14 protein-coding genes are annotated in these 19,806 nt (G+C 70.8%); 4 read left to right on the top strand and 10 right to left on the bottom strand.

All coding sequences use genetic code 11. The annotated features are described in order from the left end of the window. Positions 1-112 precede the first annotated feature (112 nt). Positions 113-2,398, top strand: coding sequence for a glycogen debranching protein GlgX (gene glgX, locus OHB13_RS26545; RefSeq protein ID WP_328378731.1), 2,286 nt, complete (start codon positions 113-115; stop codon positions 2,396-2,398). A 48-nt stretch (positions 2,399-2,446) separates the two neighbouring features. Here the strand turns inward: glgX and OHB13_RS26540 are convergent, their stop codons facing one another. Genes OHB13_RS26540 through OHB13_RS26525 form a run of 4 tightly spaced genes read right to left on the bottom strand, consistent with a single transcriptional unit; the run spans position 2,447 to position 6,108 of the window. Continuing rightward, the gene (locus tag OHB13_RS26540; RefSeq protein WP_266852841.1) at positions 2,447-3,088 is read right to left on the bottom strand and encodes a response regulator; all 642 of its coding nucleotides are present in this window, start codon (positions 3,086-3,088) and stop codon (positions 2,447-2,449) included. Further along, positions 3,078-4,388, bottom strand: coding sequence for a sensor histidine kinase (locus OHB13_RS26535; RefSeq protein WP_328378730.1), 1,311 nt, complete (start codon positions 4,386-4,388; stop codon positions 3,078-3,080). The genes OHB13_RS26540 and OHB13_RS26535 overlap by 11 nt, the downstream gene beginning before the upstream one ends. 35 nt (positions 4,389-4,423) lie before the next feature. Continuing rightward, positions 4,424-5,209 carry an ABC transporter permease gene (locus tag OHB13_RS26530; RefSeq protein ID WP_266852845.1) on the bottom strand — a complete coding sequence of 262 codons (786 nt, stop codon included), beginning with the start codon at positions 5,207-5,209 and terminating at the stop codon, positions 4,424-4,426. After that, a complete protein-coding gene (locus OHB13_RS26525; protein WP_266852847.1) occupies positions 5,206-6,108 on the bottom strand; it encodes an ABC transporter ATP-binding protein in 903 nt (300 codons plus the stop codon). The genes OHB13_RS26530 and OHB13_RS26525 overlap by 4 nt, the downstream gene beginning before the upstream one ends. A gap of 184 nt (positions 6,109-6,292) precedes the next feature. Here OHB13_RS26525 and OHB13_RS26520 point away from each other — a divergent pair, with 184 nt between their 5' ends. The 3 genes from OHB13_RS26520 (at position 6,293) to OHB13_RS26510 (ending at position 12,616) form a co-directional block, all read left to right on the top strand. Next, on the top strand, positions 6,293-8,080 hold the full coding sequence (locus tag OHB13_RS26520; protein ID WP_328378729.1) for an ABC transporter ATP-binding protein: 1,788 nt from the start codon (positions 6,293-6,295) through the stop codon (positions 8,078-8,080). Next, entirely contained in the window at positions 8,077-9,975 is a 1,899-nt protein-coding gene (locus OHB13_RS26515) for an ABC transporter ATP-binding protein (protein WP_328378728.1), read from the top strand. Before OHB13_RS26520 ends, OHB13_RS26515 begins: the two co-directional genes overlap by 4 nt. Positions 9,976-10,243: 268 nt before the next feature. Beyond that, positions 10,244-12,616, top strand: coding sequence for a hypothetical protein (locus tag OHB13_RS26510; RefSeq protein ID WP_328378727.1), 2,373 nt, complete (start codon positions 10,244-10,246; stop codon positions 12,614-12,616). 191 nt (positions 12,617-12,807) lie between these two features. Here OHB13_RS26510 and OHB13_RS26505 read toward each other — a convergent pair whose 3' ends face one another. Genes OHB13_RS26505 through OHB13_RS26480 form a run of 6 tightly spaced genes read right to left on the bottom strand, consistent with a single transcriptional unit; the run spans position 12,808 to position 19,665 of the window. Continuing rightward, positions 12,808-14,172 carry a TfuA-like protein gene (locus OHB13_RS26505; RefSeq protein WP_328378726.1) on the bottom strand — a complete coding sequence of 455 codons (1,365 nt, stop codon included), beginning with the start codon at positions 14,170-14,172 and terminating at the stop codon, positions 12,808-12,810. Between the two features lie 8 nt (positions 14,173-14,180). Then, a complete protein-coding gene (locus tag OHB13_RS26500) occupies positions 14,181-15,437 on the bottom strand; it encodes a YcaO-like family protein (RefSeq protein ID WP_328378725.1) in 1,257 nt (418 codons plus the stop codon). Further along, positions 15,434-16,123 carry a nitroreductase family protein gene (locus OHB13_RS26495; protein WP_328378724.1) on the bottom strand — a complete coding sequence of 230 codons (690 nt, stop codon included), beginning with the start codon at positions 16,121-16,123 and terminating at the stop codon, positions 15,434-15,436. Before OHB13_RS26495 ends, OHB13_RS26500 begins: the two co-directional genes overlap by 4 nt. Further along, a complete protein-coding gene (locus OHB13_RS26490; RefSeq protein ID WP_328378723.1) occupies positions 16,101-17,846 on the bottom strand; it encodes a TOMM precursor leader peptide-binding protein in 1,746 nt (581 codons plus the stop codon). The genes OHB13_RS26495 and OHB13_RS26490 overlap by 23 nt, the downstream gene beginning before the upstream one ends. Then, positions 17,843-18,499 (bottom strand): TOMM precursor leader peptide-binding protein, encoded by a 657-nt coding sequence (locus tag OHB13_RS26485; RefSeq protein WP_328378722.1) that lies wholly within the window; start codon positions 18,497-18,499, stop codon positions 17,843-17,845. Before OHB13_RS26485 ends, OHB13_RS26490 begins: the two co-directional genes overlap by 4 nt. Continuing rightward, the gene (locus tag OHB13_RS26480; protein ID WP_328378721.1) at positions 18,478-19,665 is read right to left on the bottom strand and encodes a YcaO-like family protein; all 1,188 of its coding nucleotides are present in this window, start codon (positions 19,663-19,665) and stop codon (positions 18,478-18,480) included. Before OHB13_RS26480 ends, OHB13_RS26485 begins: the two co-directional genes overlap by 22 nt. Positions 19,666-19,806: the final 141 nt, after the last annotated feature.

The raw sequence follows: 19,806 nt of genomic DNA, 5'->3' as shown, positions 1-19,806 counted from the left end.
AGATTGCCGGTTGTTGCGGGCAGAACAAGAACGAGGACCATGCGAGGGGCCGCGGCCGGGACGCCGGGGCCCGACGCGCCGCCGGTCCCGATGAGCCGCGGGAGGCCGACAGGTGTCGAGCGCAGCCGAGCAGGAGACCGCACCGGATGCGGTGCAGGAAGCCGTGCGCGACGCGGTGCCCGCGGTGGAGCCGGAAGCCGTGCCGGGCGCCGTGCCCGGGGCGGTGTTCGAAGCCGGGCCGGACGCGGTGACCGTGTGGCCCGGTACGTCCATGCCGCTGGGAGCGCGGTACCGGGTCGGGCCCGACGGGGTCGCCGGTACCAACTTCGCGCTCTGGGCGGGCGGAGCCGAGGCCGTCGAGCTCTGCCTCTTCGACGGGGCGGGCCACGAGACGCGCTGCGAACTGACCGAGCTGACCCATGAGATCTGGCACGGATTCCTGCCCGGGGTCCGGCCGGGACAGCGGTACGGCTACCGCGTCCGGGGCCGGTGGGACCCGTGGACGGGGGCCCGCTGGAACGCGGCGAAGCTGCTTCTCGACCCGTACGCACGCGCCGTGGACGGCGAGTTCCGGCTGCCGCCCGAGGTGTACGGGCACGTCAGGGACTGGCCGGAGCAGGAGGTCGCCGACACCGTGCGCGACGAGCGGGACTCGGCGCCGTACGTGCCCAAGGGCGTCGTCGTCCACGACGACACCCCGGGCGACGAGTGGGCGGACGACCTGCGGCCCAAGACACCGTGGGCGGACACCGTCATCTACGAGCTGCATGTGCGCGGCTTCACCAAGCGGCACCCCGGGATCCCCGAGGAGCTGCGGGGGACGTACGCCGGTCTGGCCCATCCGGCGGCGATCGGCCATCTCGTACGGCTCGGCGTGACGGCCGTCGAGCTGCTGCCGGTGCACCAGTTCGCACACGAGGACCATCTGCTGCGGCGTGGGCTGCGGAACTACTGGGGCTACAACTCGGTCGGCTACTTCGCCCCGCACGCCGGGTACGCGGCGTCCGGCACGGGCGGCCGGCAGGTCGGCGAGTTCAAGCGGATGGTGCAGGCGCTGCACGCCGCCGGGATCGAGGTCATTCTCGACGTCGTCTACAACCACACGGCGGAGGCCGGTGAGCTGGGGCCCATGCTGTCGCTGCGCGGTATCGACAACCGCGGCTACTACCGGCTCCAGGACGACCCGCGCCGGTACGCGGACTACACCGGCTGCGGCAACACCCTGCACGTGGTGCAGCCCCATGTGCTGCGGCTGATCACCGACTCGCTGCGCTACTGGGTCACCGAGATGGGCGTGGACGGCTTCCGCTTCGATCTGGCCGCCGCGCTGGCCCGGTCCTTCCACGACGTCGACATGCTGTCCCCCTTCCTCGCGGTGATCGCCCAGGACCCGGTGCTGCGGCGGGTGAAGCTGATCGCCGAGCCGTGGGACGTGGGCAGCGGCGGCTACCAGGTGGGCGCCTTCCCGCCGCTGTGGACGGAGTGGAACGACCGCTACCGGGACGCCGTACGGGACTTCTGGCGGGGTGCGCTGCCCGACGTACGGGATCTGGGGTACCGGCTCTCCGGCTCCAGCGATCTGTACGCCTGGGGCGGGCGGCGTCCGCAGGCCTCCGTCAACTTCATCACGGCGCACGACGGTTTCACCCTGCGCGACCTGGTCTCCTACCAGCACAAGCACAACGAGGCCAACGGCGAGGACAACCGGGACGGCACCGACGACAACCGGTCGTGGAACTGCGGTGCGGAAGGCGGCACCGACGACCCCGGTGTCAGGGCGCTGCGCCGGAGGCTGCTGCGGTCGCTCCTCACGACGCTGCTGGTGTCGACCGGGGTGCCGATGCTCGTCGCGGGTGACGAGATGGGGCGGACGCAGGGCGGCAACAACAACGCGTACTGCCAGGACAACGAGATCAGCTGGGTCGACTGGACGCTGCTCGACGAGCCGGGCCCGCGGATGCTGCTCAGCCTCACATCCCGGCTGCTGGCGCTGCGCCACGCCCATCCCGTGCTGCGCCGCCGGGCGTTCTTCTCCGGGGCGCGCGCGGGCGACGGGCTGCGGGACCTCGCGTGGTTCACCCCGCACGGCCGGGAGATGACCGAACAGGACTGGTACGCGCCGGCGGCCACGCTCGGGGTCTACCTCTCGGGGGGCGACATCCCCGGCCGGGACGCCAGGGGCGAGCGGATCACCGACGACAGCTTCCTGACGGTTCTGCACTCGGCGGAGCGGCCGGTGGACTTCCTGCTGCCCGGGGCCCCTTGGGCGGACACCTACGAACTGCTCGTCGACACCTCACGGGAGGACCAGTGCGCGGCGCCGGGCACACTGCACCCGGGCGGCGCCGTGCTCACGGTCCCGGCCAGGTCGGTGCTGCTGCTGAAGGTGCGGGCCTGAGGCGGCGGCCCGCGCCGGGCGGGTGTCGGTTTCAGCCCCCGGACAGCCTCAGCCGAGGATCTTGCGGTCGTACGCCACCGCGACCGCCGCTGCCCGGTCCTTGACGTCCAGCTTCCCGTAGATGTGGGTCAGATGGGTCTTGACCGTCGCCTCGCTGATGAAGAGCTCACGCGCGATGTCGCGGTTGGACGTGCCCCTGGCGACCAGCACGAGCACCTCGCGTTCACGTGCGCTCAGCGCGTCGCGTCCCGGCGCTGCCGGGGTGCGCACCCGCGAGACCAGCCGGGAGGCGACCGCCGGGGAGAGCACCGTACGGCCGTCAGCCGCCGCCCGTACCGCGGTGAAGAGTTCGTCGCGCGGGGCGTCCTTGAGCAGATAGCCGGTGGCGCCCGCCTCGATGGCCGGGAGGGTGTCGGAGTCCGTGTCGTACGTCGTCAGGACGAGCACCTTGGCCCGGCTGTTGCGGCGGGTCAGTTCGGCGATGGCGTCCACGCCGTTACCGCCCGGCATCCGCAGGTCCATGAGGACCACATCGGGGTCGAGCCGGCCGGCCAGCTCGACGGCCGCGACGCCGTCGGCGGCCTCGCCGAGCACCTGGAAACCGGGGGCGTCGGCGAACATGCCGCGCAGACCGTCCCGGACCACGGGATGGTCGTCGACGATCAGCAGGGTGATGACATCAGAGTTCATGGCGGACCAAAGGTACGCGAGCCGAGACCGCCGTGCCGTGCCCCGGCTCGGACTCGACCGCCACCGTGCCCGCGATCCGCTCGGCGCGTGCGCACATCCCGCCGAGACCGAAGCCGCCGTCGGTGCTGCGCGGCGGCAGCGCGAGCGGTTCGAAGCCGCGGCCGTCGTCGCGTACGTCCAGCGTCATCTCGTCGTCCATGTACGAGAGGGTGACCCCGACGCGGGAGGCCGCGGCATGCCGCCGGGTGTTGGTCAGGGCCTCCTGGGCGATCCGGAGCAGGGTGGCCTCGACCTCGTCGTGCAGCGGCTCGACGGTGCCGGTGACGGTGAACTCGGCGCGGACGCCCGCCTCCGCCGACCACTCGGCGACCAGCTTCTTCAGCGCTTCGGGGAGCGGGGTCCCGTCCAGGGCGACCGGGCTGAGGTTCTGCACGGAGCGCCGGGCCTCGCCCAGGCTGTGGCGGGCCAGCTCCTGGGCGCGGGCGAGGTGTTCACGGGCGGTGTCCGGGGCCTTGGTGAGGGAGACGACCTGGAGCTGGGTGATGATGCCCGCGAGCCCCTGCGCGATGGTGTCGTGGATCTCGGCGGCCAGCCTGCGGCGCTCGTCGGCGACCCCGGCCTCCCGTGCCTGGACCAGGAGTTGGGCGTGCAGGGCGGCGTTCTCGTCGAGCGCCTGCTGGAGACGGACGTTGGTGTGCTCCAGTTCGCAGATGGTCTCGGTCTGCTGTGTCGCGCGCTCCCCCTCCAGGTTGGCGAAGTGGGTGAAGACGGTGAGCAGGCTGACGTTCACGCCGAACAGCGCACCGAACACCAGCCAGCCCATGGGGCCGTGCGGTGGCAGTCCGCCGGCCTGGGAGCCCGACACGGTGACCGCGCTGGCGAGCAGCCCGATCCGTACCCACCGGCGGGGCAGCAGCCGCTCGGCGCCGAAGTAGCCGGTGACCGCGTAGAACGCGTAGAAGGTGTTCAGCCAGGTCAGGGCGAAGGCGATCGCCCAGCGCAGCAGGTAGTACCAGGTGCCCGCCGTCGAGGGGTCCGGCCGGGTGCGGACCGCGTGGCCCCACCACAGCTGGAGCACGGCCCCTGCCACGGTGAGGGCCGCCGCCGCGACCAGTTCGGACCGGGTCATGTGCAGGGCTCCGGCGGTGGCGCCCGCGGCGAGGGTGCCGATGGCGAGCAGTGCGTACGGGCCCCAGCGGTAGAAGACCGCCCAGCCGACGCCCAGCCTGGAGCCGCCGATCAGGGGCGCGGCGGCCTCCCGGCCGGGCCGGGCGGCGGGGCCGGTCAGGTCCGAAGTCATCCATCCAGTCTGCCCGTACCGGCCCATGGCCGCCGTCACTCCCAACGGAACCAGCGGTTGGCGGCGGCCGACAGCAGCAGCGTCCACAGGGCGAGCACGCCCAGGTGGGTCCAGCCGGGCCAGCCGCCCGTCGCGGCCGTGTTGAGGGCCTGCGCCGCGGCGCCGAAGGGGGTCAGTTCGACGACGTGCGCCATGGCGTCCGGCATCGCCTGGACGGGCAGCCAGACCCCGGCGCAGAACATCATCGGGAAGAAGACGGCGGAGCCGACCGCGTTCGCGATCTTCTGGCTGCGTGACAGGGCGGTCACCAAGGAGCCCATGGCGAGCGCCGCGCAGACCGCCAGGACGAGCGAGAGCAGATAGCCGAGGATCTGCTGGGGCAGGGCGACCTTGAAGGCGATCCGCCCGACGACGAGCAGCATCAGGGTCGAGACGAGTGCCGCGGCGCCGTGCAGGCCCATCTGCGCGGTGAGCAGGGCGTGCGGCCTGAGCGGTGTGGTGGACATCCGGCGCAGGATGCCGCGCTCCCGGTATCCGGTGATCACCTGGGGCATCGCCTGCAGTCCGGCCAGGATCATCGAGAGCAGCACGGTGACCGGGACGTACACGCTGATCAGTGTCTGGCCCCCGATCGAGGAGTCGTGCTCCCGGAAGGACGGGATGGAGCCGAGGATCACCAGCAGGATGGTGGGGAACGCCATGACCCAGAAGAGGGTGGCCGGTTCGCGGCGGAAGAGCCTGAACTCGGAGCGCAGGACGGCGGCGGAAGCGCCGGCCTTGGCAGTGGCCTTCGTACGGGTGGTCGCGGTCGCTGTGCTCATGCTTCGGCTCCCGTCAGGTCCAGGAACGCGTCGTCCAGCGTGGCGTCGGTGACCCGGAGTTGGTGGGCGGTGATGTGGTGCCTGGCGAGCAGGGTGATGACGGCGTTGACCGTCTCGTCGGTGCCTTCGATGACCAGCGCGCCGTCCCGGTGCTGTAGGGAGGCGGCGCCGGGCAGCGCGTCCAGTTCGTCGTCGCCGAGCGGCTGCGAGGGGGTGAAGGAGATGACCGTCGAGCTGGACGAGCGGCGGATGAGGCCGGCCGGTGTGTCGAGCGCGGCGACCCGGCCGCGGTCGATCACGGCGATGCGGTCGCAGAGGCGCTGGGCCTCCTCCATGAAGTGGGTGACGAGCAGGACGGTCACCCCGCTGTCCCTGACGTCCTCGATGAGCTTCCAGGTGTCGCGGCGGGCGCGCGGGTCGAGCCCGGTCGTCAGCTCGTCGAGTACGACCACTTCGGGGTTGCCGATCAGCGCCAGCGCGATGGAGAGCCGCTGCTTCTGGCCGCCGGACAGCTTGGCGAAGCGCGAGTCGGCCTTCTCGGCGAGGCCCAGGCGTTCGGCGAGCGGCCGCCAGTCGGCGGGGTGCGGGTAGAAGGACGCGTAGAGCTCCAGCGCCTCACGGACGGTGATCTTCGGCTGGAGTTCGCTCTCCTGGAGCTGGGCGCCGAGGATCCGCGTCACCCGGTCGTGGTCGGCGACCGGGTCGAATCCGGCCACCCGCACCGCGCCCCCGTCGGGCACCCGCAGCCCCCCGATGCACTCCACTGTCGTGGTCTTGCCCGCGCCGTTCGGCCCGAGAATCCCGAAGATCTCCCCCACCTCGACGGCGAAGGACACCCCGTCTACGGCGGGCTTGCCGCCGTACGCCTTCCGCAGCCCGTCCACTTCGATGATTGCCATGCCCACAGGCTCCCGGGGTACGGCGTCGGGCGGCATCCGTCATCACGCTCGAACAGTCATCAACCGATCGGCTGATACCGGGGTACGACCTCCCGGCGGCCGGGCCGGTGTCCTGTGCCGGGCGGCGCGAACTGCCGCGAAATCCAGTGGGCACTGTCAGTGCCGGACCGTAGGCTCCCGCCCGATGCCCGAAACACATGCAACAGACAGACAACTGTCCGGCGTACGTTCGCTGCTGCGGCTCTGGCCGTATGTGCGACCGGTGCGAAGACGGCTGGCCGCTGCGGCTCTCGTGGGGGTCGTCGCCTCCTGTCTGAGCCTGGTCATCCCGCTCGTACTGAAGTGGATCGTCGACGGCCCGGTGACCGACCGGGACACCCACGGGGTCTGGATCGGCGCGCTGATGCTGTTCGGGCTCGGGGTCGCCGAGGCGCTGCTCTTCGGTCTGCGGCGGTGGCTGGTCGCCCGGCCGCTCTCCTGGGTCGAGGCGTCGATGCGGGCAGACCTCTACCGCCATCTGCAACGGCTGCCGGTGGCCTTCCACGACCGGTGGCCTTCGGGCCAGTTGCTCTCGCGCGGCACGACCGATCTGATGATGGTGCGGATGTTCCTCGCCTTCCCGCTGACGTTCCTCCTGGTCAACGGGGTGACGATCGTGGTCGGTTTCGTCATCCTGCTGGTGCAGCAGTGGACGCTGGGGCTGGTGCTGCTGGCTCCCGCGATTCCGCTGATGATCCTCTGCAAGATCTTCGAGGAGAAGTACTCCAAGGTCGCCAGGGTCTCCCAGGACCAGGTCGGCGACATCACCACGGTCGTCGAGGAGAGCGTGCTCGGCATCCGCATCATCAAGGGCTTCGGACGCCATCGCAGCCAGGCCCTGGCGTTCCGTGAGCTGTCGGGTCGGCTGCGCTCGACGGAGCTGGTCAAGGCCCGGCTCCTGGCGGGCATCTGGGCGGTGATCACCACCATTCCCGAGCTGGCGATCGGCGCGGCCCTCGTCCTCGGCACGATCCAGGTCGCCGACGGGCATCTCTCCGCGGGCACCCTGGTCGCCTTCCTCTCCACCGCGCTCGCCCTGCGCTGGCCGGTGGAGTCGATCGGCTTCCTTCTGGCGATCACCCAGGACGCGTCGACCGCCACCCAGCGGTACTTCGAGGTGATCGACGTGGCCGAGGAGGCGGACGCCGCCGGTCCTGCCACGCTCGGCCCAGGCGGCGCCGGCACCGGCGACGGCCTGCGCTTCGAGGGCGTCGAGTTCCGGTATCCCGACGCCCCACCCGGCACCCCGCCCGTCCTCAACGGCATCGATCTGCACATCCGGCCGGGCGAGACGCTGGCCCTGGTGGGCTCCACCGGTTCGGGCAAGACCACGCTCACCGCGCTCGTACCGCGACTGCACGAGATCACCGGGGGCCGCATCACCCTCGACGGTCAGGACATCACCGCCCTGCCCCGCGAGCGGCTGCGCGAGCTGGTGTCGGTCGCCTTCGAGGAGCCCACCCTCTTCTCCGCGAGCGTCGCCGAGAACGTCCGGATGGGCGACGCGGGCGCCGACGAGGGCGCGCTGCTGCGCGCTCTGTCCACCGCCCAGGCCGACTTCGTGCACGAACTGCCGCACGGCCCGGACACCCAGGTCGGCGAGCAGGGGCTGAGCCTGTCCGGCGGGCAGCGCCAGCGACTCGCGCTGGCCCGCGCCGTCGTCGGGCAGCCGCGCTTCCTGGTGCTCGACGATCCGCTGTCCGCGCTGGACGTGCACACCGAGGCGCTGGTGGAGGCCGCTCTGCGCCGGGTGCTCGCGGAGACGACGGCCCTCGTCATCGCGCACCGGCCGTCCACCGTGCTGCTCGCCGACCGGGTGGCGCTGCTTTCGGACGGACGTATCGACGCGGTCGGCACCCACCACGAACTTCTGCAGTGCAACGCCGAGTACGCTTGGCTGATGTCCGGCGCCGAGGGGGACGGGACCCGATGACCACCACCGTCGACGGCCGGGAGGCCGCGGAACCGGACCCGGGCGAGGGACCCGGCTCAGGACCCGGAGCGGGCCCTGCGGCCGTACCGCAGCAGGCCGGTGACGACCCGTTCGACAAGGACGCGCTGCCCGCCCCGCCCGGCGCGACCGGCGCCCTGCTGCGCTCGCTCGTCGCGCCGCACCGGACGGCGGCGATCGTCTCCGCCGTGCTGATGCTGATCCAGCAGGCGGCGGTGCAGGCCGGGCCGCTGCTCGTCGCGTACGCCATCGACACCGGCGTCCCCGCCTTCCGCGACAACGACCGCGGCCCGCTGATCGCCGTGGCCGTCGGCTACCTCGCCAGTGCGCTGCTCTCCGGAGGCCTGCAGTACGCGTTCGTCCAGGTCTCCGCCCGCGTCAACCAGGGCGCCCTGCTGGACCTGCGGGGCCGGATCTTCCGCCACGCACAGGCACTGAGTGTGGACTTCCACGAGCGCTACACGTCGGGCCGGCTGATCTCCCGCTCCACCAGCGATGTGGAGTCGCTGCGCGAGCTGCTCAGCGACGGGCTCCAGGAGCTGATCGGCGTCGTGCTCTCCGCCGTCTACATCTGCGCGATGCTGCTCTGGCTCGATCCCGGGCTCGGCACGGTGGCCGTGCTGTCGTTCGGGCCGTTGTACCTGCTGATCCGGCGCTACCGGCAGCGGGTCACCGTCGTGTTCAGCCGGCGCTCCACCGCGGTCGCCGCCGTCATCGTGAAGTTCGCCGAGACGATGAACGGCATCCGGCCGGTGCGTGCCTTCCGCCGGGAGCGCGCCAACGACGCGGAGTTCGAGCGGCTCAACCACCACCACGAGCGCGTCAACGGGGACTCCATGCTGGAGATGGCCCGCTATGTGACCGGCTCGCGGATGGTCGCCAACACCGCCGTCGCCTGCATCGTGCTGTGGGGCGCCTACCGGGTCACCCAGGGCGGGCTCGAACTCGGGGTGCTGGCGGCGTCGGTGCTGTATCTGCGCAGGCTGTACGACCCGATCGACCGGCTGGGCATGTTCCTCAACTCGTACCAGTCGGCAGCAGCCTCACTGGAGAAGATCGCCGGACTGCTGGCCCAGGAGCCGACGGTCCCGGCGCCGGTGACCCCGCGTACGCTGCCCGCCCTCGCGTCCGAACACCCGGGCCGCGAGGTCGTGTTCGACGGCGTCCGGTTCGCGTACCGCACCGGCGGTGAGGTGCTGCCGCGCTTCGACCTCACCATCCCGGCGGGCCAGACCGTCGCGGTCGTCGGCTCGACCGGCGCGGGCAAGTCGACTCTCGCCAAGCTGCTGGCCCGGTTCTACGACCCGACCGAGGGCCAGGTCCGGCTCGACGGCGTCGACCTGGGCGATCTGGACGTGCCCGAACTGCGGCGCGGGGTCGTCATGGTGACGCAGGAGGCGTTCCTCTTCTCCGGGACGATCTCCGAGAACATCGCCATCGGCCGGCCCGAGGCCACCGCCGCCGAGATCGAGCGGGCGGCGAAGGCGATCGGCGCGCACGACTTCATCAGCGCGCTGCCGGAGGGGTACGACACGGATGTACGCAAGCGCGGCGGACGGATCTCCGCAGGCCAGCGGCAGCTGGTGGCGTTCGCCCGCGCGCTGCTCGCCGACCCGGCCGTACTGATCCTGGACGAGGCGACCAGCTCGCTGGACATTCCGGGCGAGCGGGCGGTGCAGCACGCCATGGACACGGTGCTGCACGGCCGTACCGCGGTGGTCATCGCCCACCGGCTCTCGACGGTGGAGATCGCCGACCGGGTCCTGGTGATGGAGGACGGCCGGATCGTCGAGGACGGCACCCCGGACTCACTCATCGGCGGAAGCGGACAGTTCGCGGGGCTGCACCGCGCCTGGCGGGAGAGCGTGGTGGGGTGACCCCGCTCGGCGCGGGGATCGGGGAATGCGGCCGACCCGGCCACACCTCCGTGATCCGCACAGGGCTGTGTCCGCCTGCTTCCAGTTCTCCCGCCCCGCCGATCACCGCGAACTGGGACAACCCACCTGAATTCCAGCGCCTCGGGATGCCCGACCCGGCGAAGAATGTTTCGTATCTATCCTTGCGCACTTCTCGCCGACCGTGCCAAAGTGCAGGCCTTCAGAGAAGTTCCGGCCGGAGAAGCCACGTACGCGAGGACGGTGTGGAATGCTCAACAGGAGGAACTACCTTTCCCTACTGGCTGCCGCCGGAGTCGGCGCGAAGATCGCCCTTAAGCCGACACCCTCGCTGGCTCAGCCGATTCCTCCGGAGGTCGGGGGTACGGATGACCAGACAGCCGGATTGTTCCGATCCATACGAGAACTCCATGGCTCTCTACGAGTTTTGACTCGGAAGTATGAGGGCACCACGCTGCGTCAGACCCAGAAGTTTGACGGCGACACGCTGATCGACGACCAGCAGCGGTGGCAGCTGGCATGGGAAACACGGCGCATACCCGGTCGTCAGGGATGGGACGTCACCTTGACGTGCACTTTGGAGCAGGGAGAAGCGGAGCAAACCGCAATCTCGATTGATTTCCCATTCAAGAAGTGGGAGACCGTGAACTACGTGATGATTCCCGGAATTGTCTACAATGGCAATCGTTACCGCGCCATCGGAAATGGATACAATCCAGACTATCCGGCCGACATGTACTACAATCCGCGGGCATCACTGGTGACATCGAATAACCCGCGACTCGCCTTGGACACCTCGGAGTCCTCACAGATCGAGCTGGAAACCTGCGCAACTGCTGCTCCGTCGATGAGCTTCTTCTCGCCCAGGTTCAAGAAAGGATGGATCGTCCTCACTGAGCAAGCCACACGACTGGGCAATAGTGGACTCTCCATCGAGGAGAGCGCGAGCAGGGAAAGCTGCGACTTTCGCATTTCGGCACCTGTCGTGCGTCGGCTCGCGGCCGGTTTCGGCGACTTTCGACCGAGCGGGGACAGTGCGCCGAACTGGTCTGCCGGCGACGCGGTGTCGATTCGCTTCCAGGTTTTCACTTTCGATGCTGACGGAATTCCGGCTCTCCTGCAAGAATTCATGGACGTACGGAAGTCACTGACGGGGGCCACGGTGCCCCGCAACCTGCTCCCAATGAGCAAGCTGGCGGAGCTCGGTACCGACATCTGCCGCGCAAACTTCACCGAGACCAAGGCCGGCAAGTACTACCTCCCGGAAAACTCGAAGGACTTCCAGCTGGGCTGGGTAAGCGGCATGATAAACACCTACCCCATGCTGGCCCTGAATGACGATACAGAACGCAGTAGAGTCGCCGAGGAACTCGACTTCATCTGTTCTCGTATGCAAGGGCGAAGCGGATTCTTCTTCGGCTACATCAGCTCGGACGGCGAAATCCGCTCAGAGAAGTCCCACCCCGATTTTCCGGCAGTACAGGCCATGGTGCGCAAGAACGGGGACGTCCTCTTCTGGCTTATCAAACATTTGATGATCTTGAGGGTGCAGGGACACGGCGAAACCGTCAAGGAGACCTGGGAATCAGCCGCGCGCGATCTGGCCGCGGCCTTCACCCGCACCTGGCGGGAGTGCGGTGAATTCGGTCAGTACATCGTTCCCGAAACGGGCGGGATTGCCGTCTACAACTCGACCGCAGGAGCCATAGCTCCGGCGGGACTCGCCCTGGCGGCAGAATACTTCCGTCGTCCGGACTGGTTGGCCGTGGCCGAGGAAAGCGCCGAATTCTATTACGAGCGCGACGTCAAGTCCCGCGGATTCACCGGCGGCGCATGCGCGGATATCTCACAGGATGCAGATTCCGAAACGTCGTTCGGTCTCCTGGAGACCTTCATGGCGCTTTACCAGTACACGGGCAAGAGCGCCTGGCTGGACCGCGCGAAGGTTCAAGCCGCACTGTGCTCGTCCTGGACGCTTGCGTACGATCCGCTGTTCCCGGCAGGCAGCGATATTGCGCGACTGGGCGGCAGGATGGCCGGCGCCGTTTGGGCAAGTAGTCAGAACAAGCATGCTGCGCCAGGCGTCTGCACCTCCTCCGCCGATCACCTGTTCAAGCTGTATCGAGCAACCGGGCAGAAAAAGTACGCAGAACTCATCAGGGATATCCAGCATGCTCATGCCGAGGCCGTCAATATGCCGGGGCACATTACAACCGACAACTTGATCGGTTCGAGCATGGAACGGATCCAGCCCAGCGACGCCGAGGGCAAGGACAGTATCGGCGAATTCATCCGGACGAGAAACTCCTGGACCGAGACCGACGGCATCTTGATGGCACTCGAACTTCCCGGCATCTACGTCCGGCCCGGGGAAGACGTCCTCTTCACCTTTGACCATGTCGGGGTTGAACGTATCCACGGGAACGGCCGATCCACAGTGCTCCGCCTGACGAACGAAACGCCCTATGCGGCACAGGTGTCGGTGCTGGCGGAAACGGCCCGCCAATCGGCCCGCCCCCTTGGATATACGGCGTTCCTCGGTTGGCCACGAGTCGAAGTTCCGGCCGGCGGGGAGGCTACTGTGAGTGTCACAAGCAATGGCAAGGTCACACGGCACGCCTGATCGGGAGCGGGGCACGTGTCCTCGCCCGGCGGGAAGGCTGTCCGGCGGGTGCTGGGCTCGCGGACGCTCACCTTTTGGTTGCGGGCATCGCGACCCGGGCAGCGGGCCGGAGACCCACCGGCTCACTGCCCGTGTTGCGGAACCGGCGCGGCACCTCTCATACGGGGCAGCACATCCGGGTCCTCAGGTCCTCAGGTCCTCGGCTGGAGCTTGACCAGCGGGTAGTACGGCCGGGCCGCTTCGATCGCGTCCGCGAAGGAGCCGAACCCACGGTCGAGCGCGTGGAATTCGGCTTCGGCGGGCGCGCCGCCCCACTGCTGGACGAGCAGTTCGGCGATCCGCTCGGGCGAGATCCGGTCCACCGTGAAGTCCGGCCTTTCCGCGGTCAGTTCGTCGGTGAAGCGGCGGCAGGCGGCGGCTGTGCGGGCCGCCCGGGCGAATTCCTCGGTGGGTTCCAGATCGTCGAGGAACACCGATTCCCGGCCGGTCCCGGGCTCGGTCTCGAAGCTGCGAGACAGGAACAGGCGCAGCTGGCGCCGCCGGTCGCCGCAGGCCACCTCCTCGTCGGTGAGCCACGGGCGCAGGAAGTCGAAGCCGTCCGGGTGCTCATCCGGATCCGGGTACACCCCGCGATGCACCCCGTGCCTGATCGCGGCGTCGCCCCCGGTCTGCCGGGGACCACAGGATGCGGCGCATTCGCGTGCCAGCAACGCCAGGACCAGGTCGCGGCGGAGCGCCGGGAATCCGGGCGAGAACAGTTGCAGCACCCGTAGCGCTGTCAGACTGCCGGGATGGTCCGGGCGCTCGCCGGGCGGCCGCCTGGCCCGGTCCTCCCAGTCGGCCAGGAACACGGTGCGGGGCACCGGATCGCCGGTACGGTCACCAACCGCGCCGTCGGCACTGTCGCCGCTCCGGCCGTCGGCACACAGCGCCTCGACCAGGGCGAGCGCGTCAGCGCGTTTCACGTCGCGGCGGTTGCGCGCGCAATGGCGGCCGAGTGCGGCCAGTTCCCCGGGATCGAGGCCGCTCGTACCGGCCAGCTCGGGAAACCGCTGATAGGAGCGGAGTGCATACGGGACCGACCGCAGCGCGGCGATGATCCGCTCGGCGGCTTCCGGCGCGCACACTCCGTCCCGTACCGCCGCCGCCAGACAGGCTCGGATGTTGACCAAGGGCTCGGACATCGCGCGGTAGCCGCTTTCGGGCGGGCCGTGCAGCAGGGCGACCTCGTCGTCGGCGTCGAGCCGCCCGCAGCGGTAGTCCTCATAGATCTGCCCGACCCCGCGCATCCCGAAGGTGTCGAGTTCGGCGGCGCGCAGGGCTCCCGTGCTGGCCGCGCCGAGCACCGTGACCCCGCGGTCGAGCAGGGCCAGGATCTCCTTGTGCGGCACCGCCCGGACCTGATGGAAGTAGCCGTCGACGATGCCGACGGTGTCGCCCGCGGTGAGCGGGAGGGCGAGCAGGTCACCGGCGGCGACCGGCGGCCGGACAACGATGCCCGGCGGTGGCACGAACCCGGGTGCCGAAGGTCCGATGAACAGGTGGCGCGTGGTCACGGGCGGCCTCACAGAGCGGCGGGCATCGTCAGCCCGGGGCAGATCACGTGCACGACCGGGACGCCGAGTTCGGGACGGGTGTGGTCGACCACCAGCGGGCTGCGGCCGGTGACGGCGACGATCCGGCCGGCGAGCAGGGCGGCCTCGGCCCGGTGGCCGGGCACCCGCACCGAATCGACGGCGTCGAACCCGGCGTTCGGCCGGTCGTCGGGCGGCGCCGGCGCCGCCGGACCGGCCATGGTCCGGCGCAACCGCGCGTAGAGGCGGTCGTCCAGGTCGTCGCGGGCGCCGGCGATCACCGACACCCGGACCTGGGCGGCTTCGGTGAGCGCCCGGCACAGCGCGACCTGTGCGTCGAGGTGGCAGCCGTAGCCGTAGACCGGCAGCGGGAATCCGTCGCTCACGATGGCCACACTGAAGCAGGGCAGGTTCAGCGGGGTGGCCAGCACGCCGATCCCGACCCGCACCCCGGCCGCCCGGTACCGTTCGAGCAGCCCGGCCGCCGGTCCCGCGACCGTGGCCGGGTCGATGGCGAACGCGGGCCCGGCGGGAGTGTTGCGGTGGATCGCATCGCGTTCGATCACCTCGTACAGGCCGTGCACGATCGCCTCGTAGCGGTTGTTCCCGGCGGCCAGGCCGTTGCTGGTGGGGGCGAACAGCGGCGGGCGCCAGCGCGGGCGGACCCGGCGGTCCAGGCTCAGACACTCCAGCGGCACCAGTGTCCGGCCGCCGTCGTCGAGGCGTACCGCGGCACGCCAGTCGAGCCGGGTGGCTGGGTTGAGGCAGTGCCGGGGGCGCAGGGTGAGTTCGTCGAGCCGGTAGCCGAGGCCGGGTTCCACATCCCCGGCGGTACCGGTGTGGTCGGGCCGGGTGTCCAGGTGCGCGCCGTGCAGGCGTTCGATCGCCTCCATGGCCGCCGACACCTTCGCGGAGATGTGGTCAAGGCCCTTGCCCTGATACACCGACAGGTAGCGGTTGGCCGGGCTGATGGCCTGGTAGACCGGGATGCCGATGTCGTCCAGCCAGGTCACATCGGCGATCCGGCTGACACCGGCGGCCGGCAGCAGCGGGGCGATACGGTCCCAGGTCTGGGCCGGCGGGCACGCACGGTGCGTGCCGGTGAAGTACGCCTTGCCGCCGTCTTCGTCATCGCCGTCGAAAGCGGTCCGGGTGACCACACCGGCGGTTGGACCGTCGGTAGTCGCAGAGTCGGCGGCGGTGGCCGCCCGGACGGCCGCGGCTGCCGAATCGGCGGTCGCGCTCATCGAGTTGCCGGCCGCTGATCGGCGGACGGTCGCGGGGCGGGCGGGGCCTGCTCGGGCGCGGGGTGGCCGAGGGTCAGGCTGAGCAGGTGACGGCGGCCGGGGCCGCCGGCGGCGAAGGCCGCGGTGGACAAGTGCTGGGCGCGGCCACGCAGACATCCGCCGAACCCGCGAGCGATCGCCAACAGCCAGCAGCTGTGGGCCAGTTCGGCGGACCGTACCAGCAGATCGGAGTATCCGGCGACGCCCGCGCGGCGTACCGCGGCCCGCACATCGCCGCCGAACGACAGCACCACGGGGGCGTCGTCGAAGTACGCCGCCGGATCGGGCAGCTCCGGCGCACCGGCCACGCCGGTGTGGCTGCCGTCGGGGGCGACCTCGTACCACCCGCCGGCCAGCCCGTGTACGCGATGGGCCTGCGTCAGCACCGTCAGGTCCGCGGGCGGCCTGGCGGGCCACCGGTCGCGCTCGGCGGCCAGAGCGGTGGCCAGCAGCTCGGACAGGTCGCCGGCGCCGATCGGCCGGTCCGCGAAGGACCGCACCGACCGCCGGGCCGACAGCACCTCCCACAGCGAACCCTCCGGCAGCGGCACCGCCCGGCCGGCCGGACCGGTCACCGGCACCGGCCGGGCGGCGGCGAGTCGCGTGGCGAACTCGTCCATCACGTCACGCTGGTCCAGCAGCGGCATCGCCGGTGTCCTTCCCGTAGAGTCCGATGATTCCCATCGCCAGCTGATCGCCGGGGTTGAGGTCCAGCTGTCCGGCGAGGCCGCCGGTGTCGCCGGACACCAGCTCGGCTTCCAGACCGAGTTCGGCCGCGACCAGCGCGCACTGGGCCAGGGCGCAACCGGCGTCGAGGTGGGCCAGCCGGAAGGCGAAGTCGCCGTACTTGCCGCGCAGCCGGTACACCGCACCGGTGACCACCACCGCCGCCCGCAGCTGCCGTCCGGCCAGACCGGTGCCGCCCAGCAGCTCGGACAGGGACGGTTTGTCGGCGCGAACCGCGATCAGGGTGCCGGCGTCGGCGTCGTATTTGAAGGCGGTGCCCGGCAGTCCCGGCCAGTTCTCGTCGGTGAGCAGGAAGAGCTGGACGGAGCCGCGGTTGCCGCCGCTGGGGCACCACCGCGACGGAAGACTGCCGGGTGCCCCGGTGGTTTCGCGGGGGCCCGCAGTGCGGGACAGCAGCAGGCTGACCGCCTGTTCGTCCAGCAGCCCCGGTGTGCAGGCCGTGCTGTCCGGGGTGGCGAGCCGGCGCCGCGGGCTGGTCGTGAGATCGAGGACGTCGAGCGGGTCGGGCCAGGCCGGGGCTGCGCTGTCGCCCTGGAAGACTTCGTCCGGTGGGCTCTGCAACAGCCATTCGACCGTGTCGAGTTCCTGCTCCGCGCCGGTGCCGATGGGCCCGCACGCACGGCAGCCGGGCTCCGGGGCGACCGTCCAGCGCCGACTGGTGTGATCCGGCAGCGTCAGGCGCCACAGGTCCCGGCGCGGCACCGGATGGGCGGTGCCGGCCAGCACAGCGGTGATCTGGGCGGCGACCAGCCCGGCGAACAGATCGGCAACCGCACCTGGCAGCTCACCGGACGCGTCGCCGGACGGCGTGCTGCCCTCCGGCAACTCCTCCTCCGGCAACTCCTCCTCCGGGAAGGCGCGTTCGTGGCCGGTCCGCAGGCAGTCCGGGCACGCGGTGTGGCCGGGGTGGAAGCGTGGTCCGATCTCGATCGCCGCGATACGGCCGGCCGTACGCCGCACGCTGCACCGCAAGACCTCGCAACCTTCCGCGACACCGATCCGGTACGCCTCACCGACCCGGTCCGCATCGCCGATCCGGTCCGCGACACCGGCCCCGTACGCCTCACCGACTCGGTCCGTCCCGTCGTCGCAGACCACGAGCAGGTTCGCCGGGCCGACCGGTACCGGGGTGCCCTGCGCCACGGTCGTGATCCCACCCACGCCACAGACCCGCAGGTCGTCGGCGATACGCCCGGTCACCACGGCCGGTCCGGTCAGCACGACCCGGCTCATGGCCAGCCGGACCAGCGCGTTCCCCGACCCGCCGTCGGCGGCGGCCACCGGTCCGGTGCGGGACAGATAGTCGGCGACCGTCTCCTCCGCCGTCACCACGCCGGACGGTACGGGTTCGAGCAGTCCGCGGTCGGTCAGCAGCTCCAGGACCGAGGTGAGCTGGGCGGCGTCGAGGCCGAGTTCGCCGGCGATGCCGGCCAGGTCGCGGTCGCCGTCGAGCAGAGTGAACAGCCTCGGCAGCACGTCCGTGGCCGACGCACCGCCGAACAAGTGCCGTCGGCCCACCCCCTCCACGACCAGCCCGCGCTCGGTCGGGACGACCGTGAGCCCGCGACGCAGACGCACGTTGCCGACCCGATGGAGATCCCGCGTGGTCGACGGTGCGCTCATGCCGGAACCCCGTACGGTGTCGTGCCGCCGGCCGGGCGGAGCAGTTCGGCCAGTGCTCCGGTGCGGTCGAGGCCGGGTACGGATTCGGGGGCGCAGCGGGGGCAGCCGTGGCAGTGCAGGACCCGGTGGGAGTCGAGGTTTCCGCTGCGCACACTGAGCGCGACCACTGTTCCGGGGTCGGGCGGCTGGTGCAGCAGGCCGTGTGCCACGCCCGCCGCCGCCCGGGCGTGCTGCGGCAGGAATCCGCGTGGTCCGCACGCGGGGTCGTCCGCGCAGGCCGCCCGGACTGCGGCGGTGATCGCGGACTGGTCGTCGTGCTGGACCCGCCTCGCCAGATAGCAGTCGAAGCAGGGCCCGGCGCCCGGCACCACCCATGGGCCGAGCCGGACGGTCAGGTCCTCGTCGACCACCGGCAGCCACGGCACCCCGTGCTGCCAGGCCGCACGGTCAGCGCTGCGGCACACCTCCGGCATCGGATGCGGAGCAGCCACGACGACCGCGGCCGGCCGGCGGGCGAAGGAGCCCGCCAGGTCGTCCGGACCGATGCGGTACGCGCCGACGATGCCGTCGCACAGCAGCTCGGCCACCCGGGATCCGAAGGCGCCGAGGCCGAGGACCGGCACGGTGCCGGTCACGCGAACGGTTGCGGCCATGGGTTGAGCTCCTCCTCGGAGTGGACGGGGAAGCCCATCGCGGCCGGTGCCCGGTAGAGCCGGGGATGGGCGCGGAACTGGGCCAGCGGCAGCAGCGACATCGGCTGCAGGTCGGGAATGACGACATTGACCGCGGTCAGGCCGACCGAGCGGAGTTCGGCATGGCTGCGGTCGACTGCCAGCACCGGCATGTCGAGTGCCGACAGCCGCTCCAGCAGGGTGTCCAGTGCGGCCTGCGGTGGCGTCGGCAGAGCGGGCGGCGGACGGCGTGGCCCGGCGGCGCTCCCCCGGTGCAGGAAAGCGAATGCTTCGGACCGCTCCGGCACGGCCATGTAGCGGGCGCCGTCGGCGATGTCGGTGAACTCCTCGAAGGACTCCGGCGCACCGGGGCCGGCGTAGACCAGATCACGGATGCTGAGTGTCTCGGCCAGTGCCTTCTCCGCCGCTGCGGACAGGGTGCGGTCGGCCGCACACCCCACCACGTGCCGCGCCCGCGGGTCGTGCTCGGCGATCTGCAGGCAGTACACGGTCGGCACCCCGAGATCGGTGGTCGCGTCGAGCAGCAGGGTGTGCACGAAGTGCCGCTGTGCGGCGGCCAGCAGTCGGTCCAGCATCGGTGAGTGCGCCTCGGCCGGGATCGGCCGCAACGGCATCCGCTGCAGCCAGGTGAGCGCGATCGCGTCGCGTTCGATCACCTCAAGGATGGCGCGGACCACGGCCTCCACCGGATCGGTATGGACGGCGAAGCCGGTGGACAGCTGGTACCAGAACCGTTCCGCCGGTCTCGCGGGGTGCAGGCGGTACGTCGACATCACCGCCGGCATCCATGTCCGTTCCCGCGACACCAGATCCAGGCCCTGGATCCAGCGCACCGGTGCGTCGGCGTCGAACGGGGTGACCGGGCAGGCCGGATGGGCCAGTTCGGCCGCCGAACAACGCGGCAGCCGGGTGGTGTCGAGGACAGGTCCGTCGAGTTCGGCGGCCGTCGCCCACCGGTGTCCGGCCGTGGGCGGCTCGTAGGCCGAATAGCGTTCGGCGGCTTCGGCGATGGCGATCATGCGGGCGTGCGCCGGGTCGTCGAACGCGCGGCCGCAGCCGGTGCTGGGGGAACGGCCGACGCCCAGGCCGGGGCATCCGCTGCCGCCGTCGGCCAGGGAGACGGTCATGCCGGCCAGCCAGCCCTCGGCACGGTTCGCACCGGTGGCCTGAACAACGCCGTAAGGCGACACCAGGTCGTCGAAGCTGTCTGTGGCGCTTACGGCGAGACCTCACTTTGTCTGTGTGCTGGGCGGTGGAGGCAGAGGCAG

Source organism: Streptomyces sp. NBC_00440 (genome assembly GCF_036014215.1).
Classification (GTDB): Bacteria; Actinomycetota; Actinomycetes; order Streptomycetales; family Streptomycetaceae; genus Streptomyces.
The sequence above is the reverse complement of the archived record's forward strand: the minus strand, read 5'-3'. Positions and strand labels throughout refer to the sequence as shown.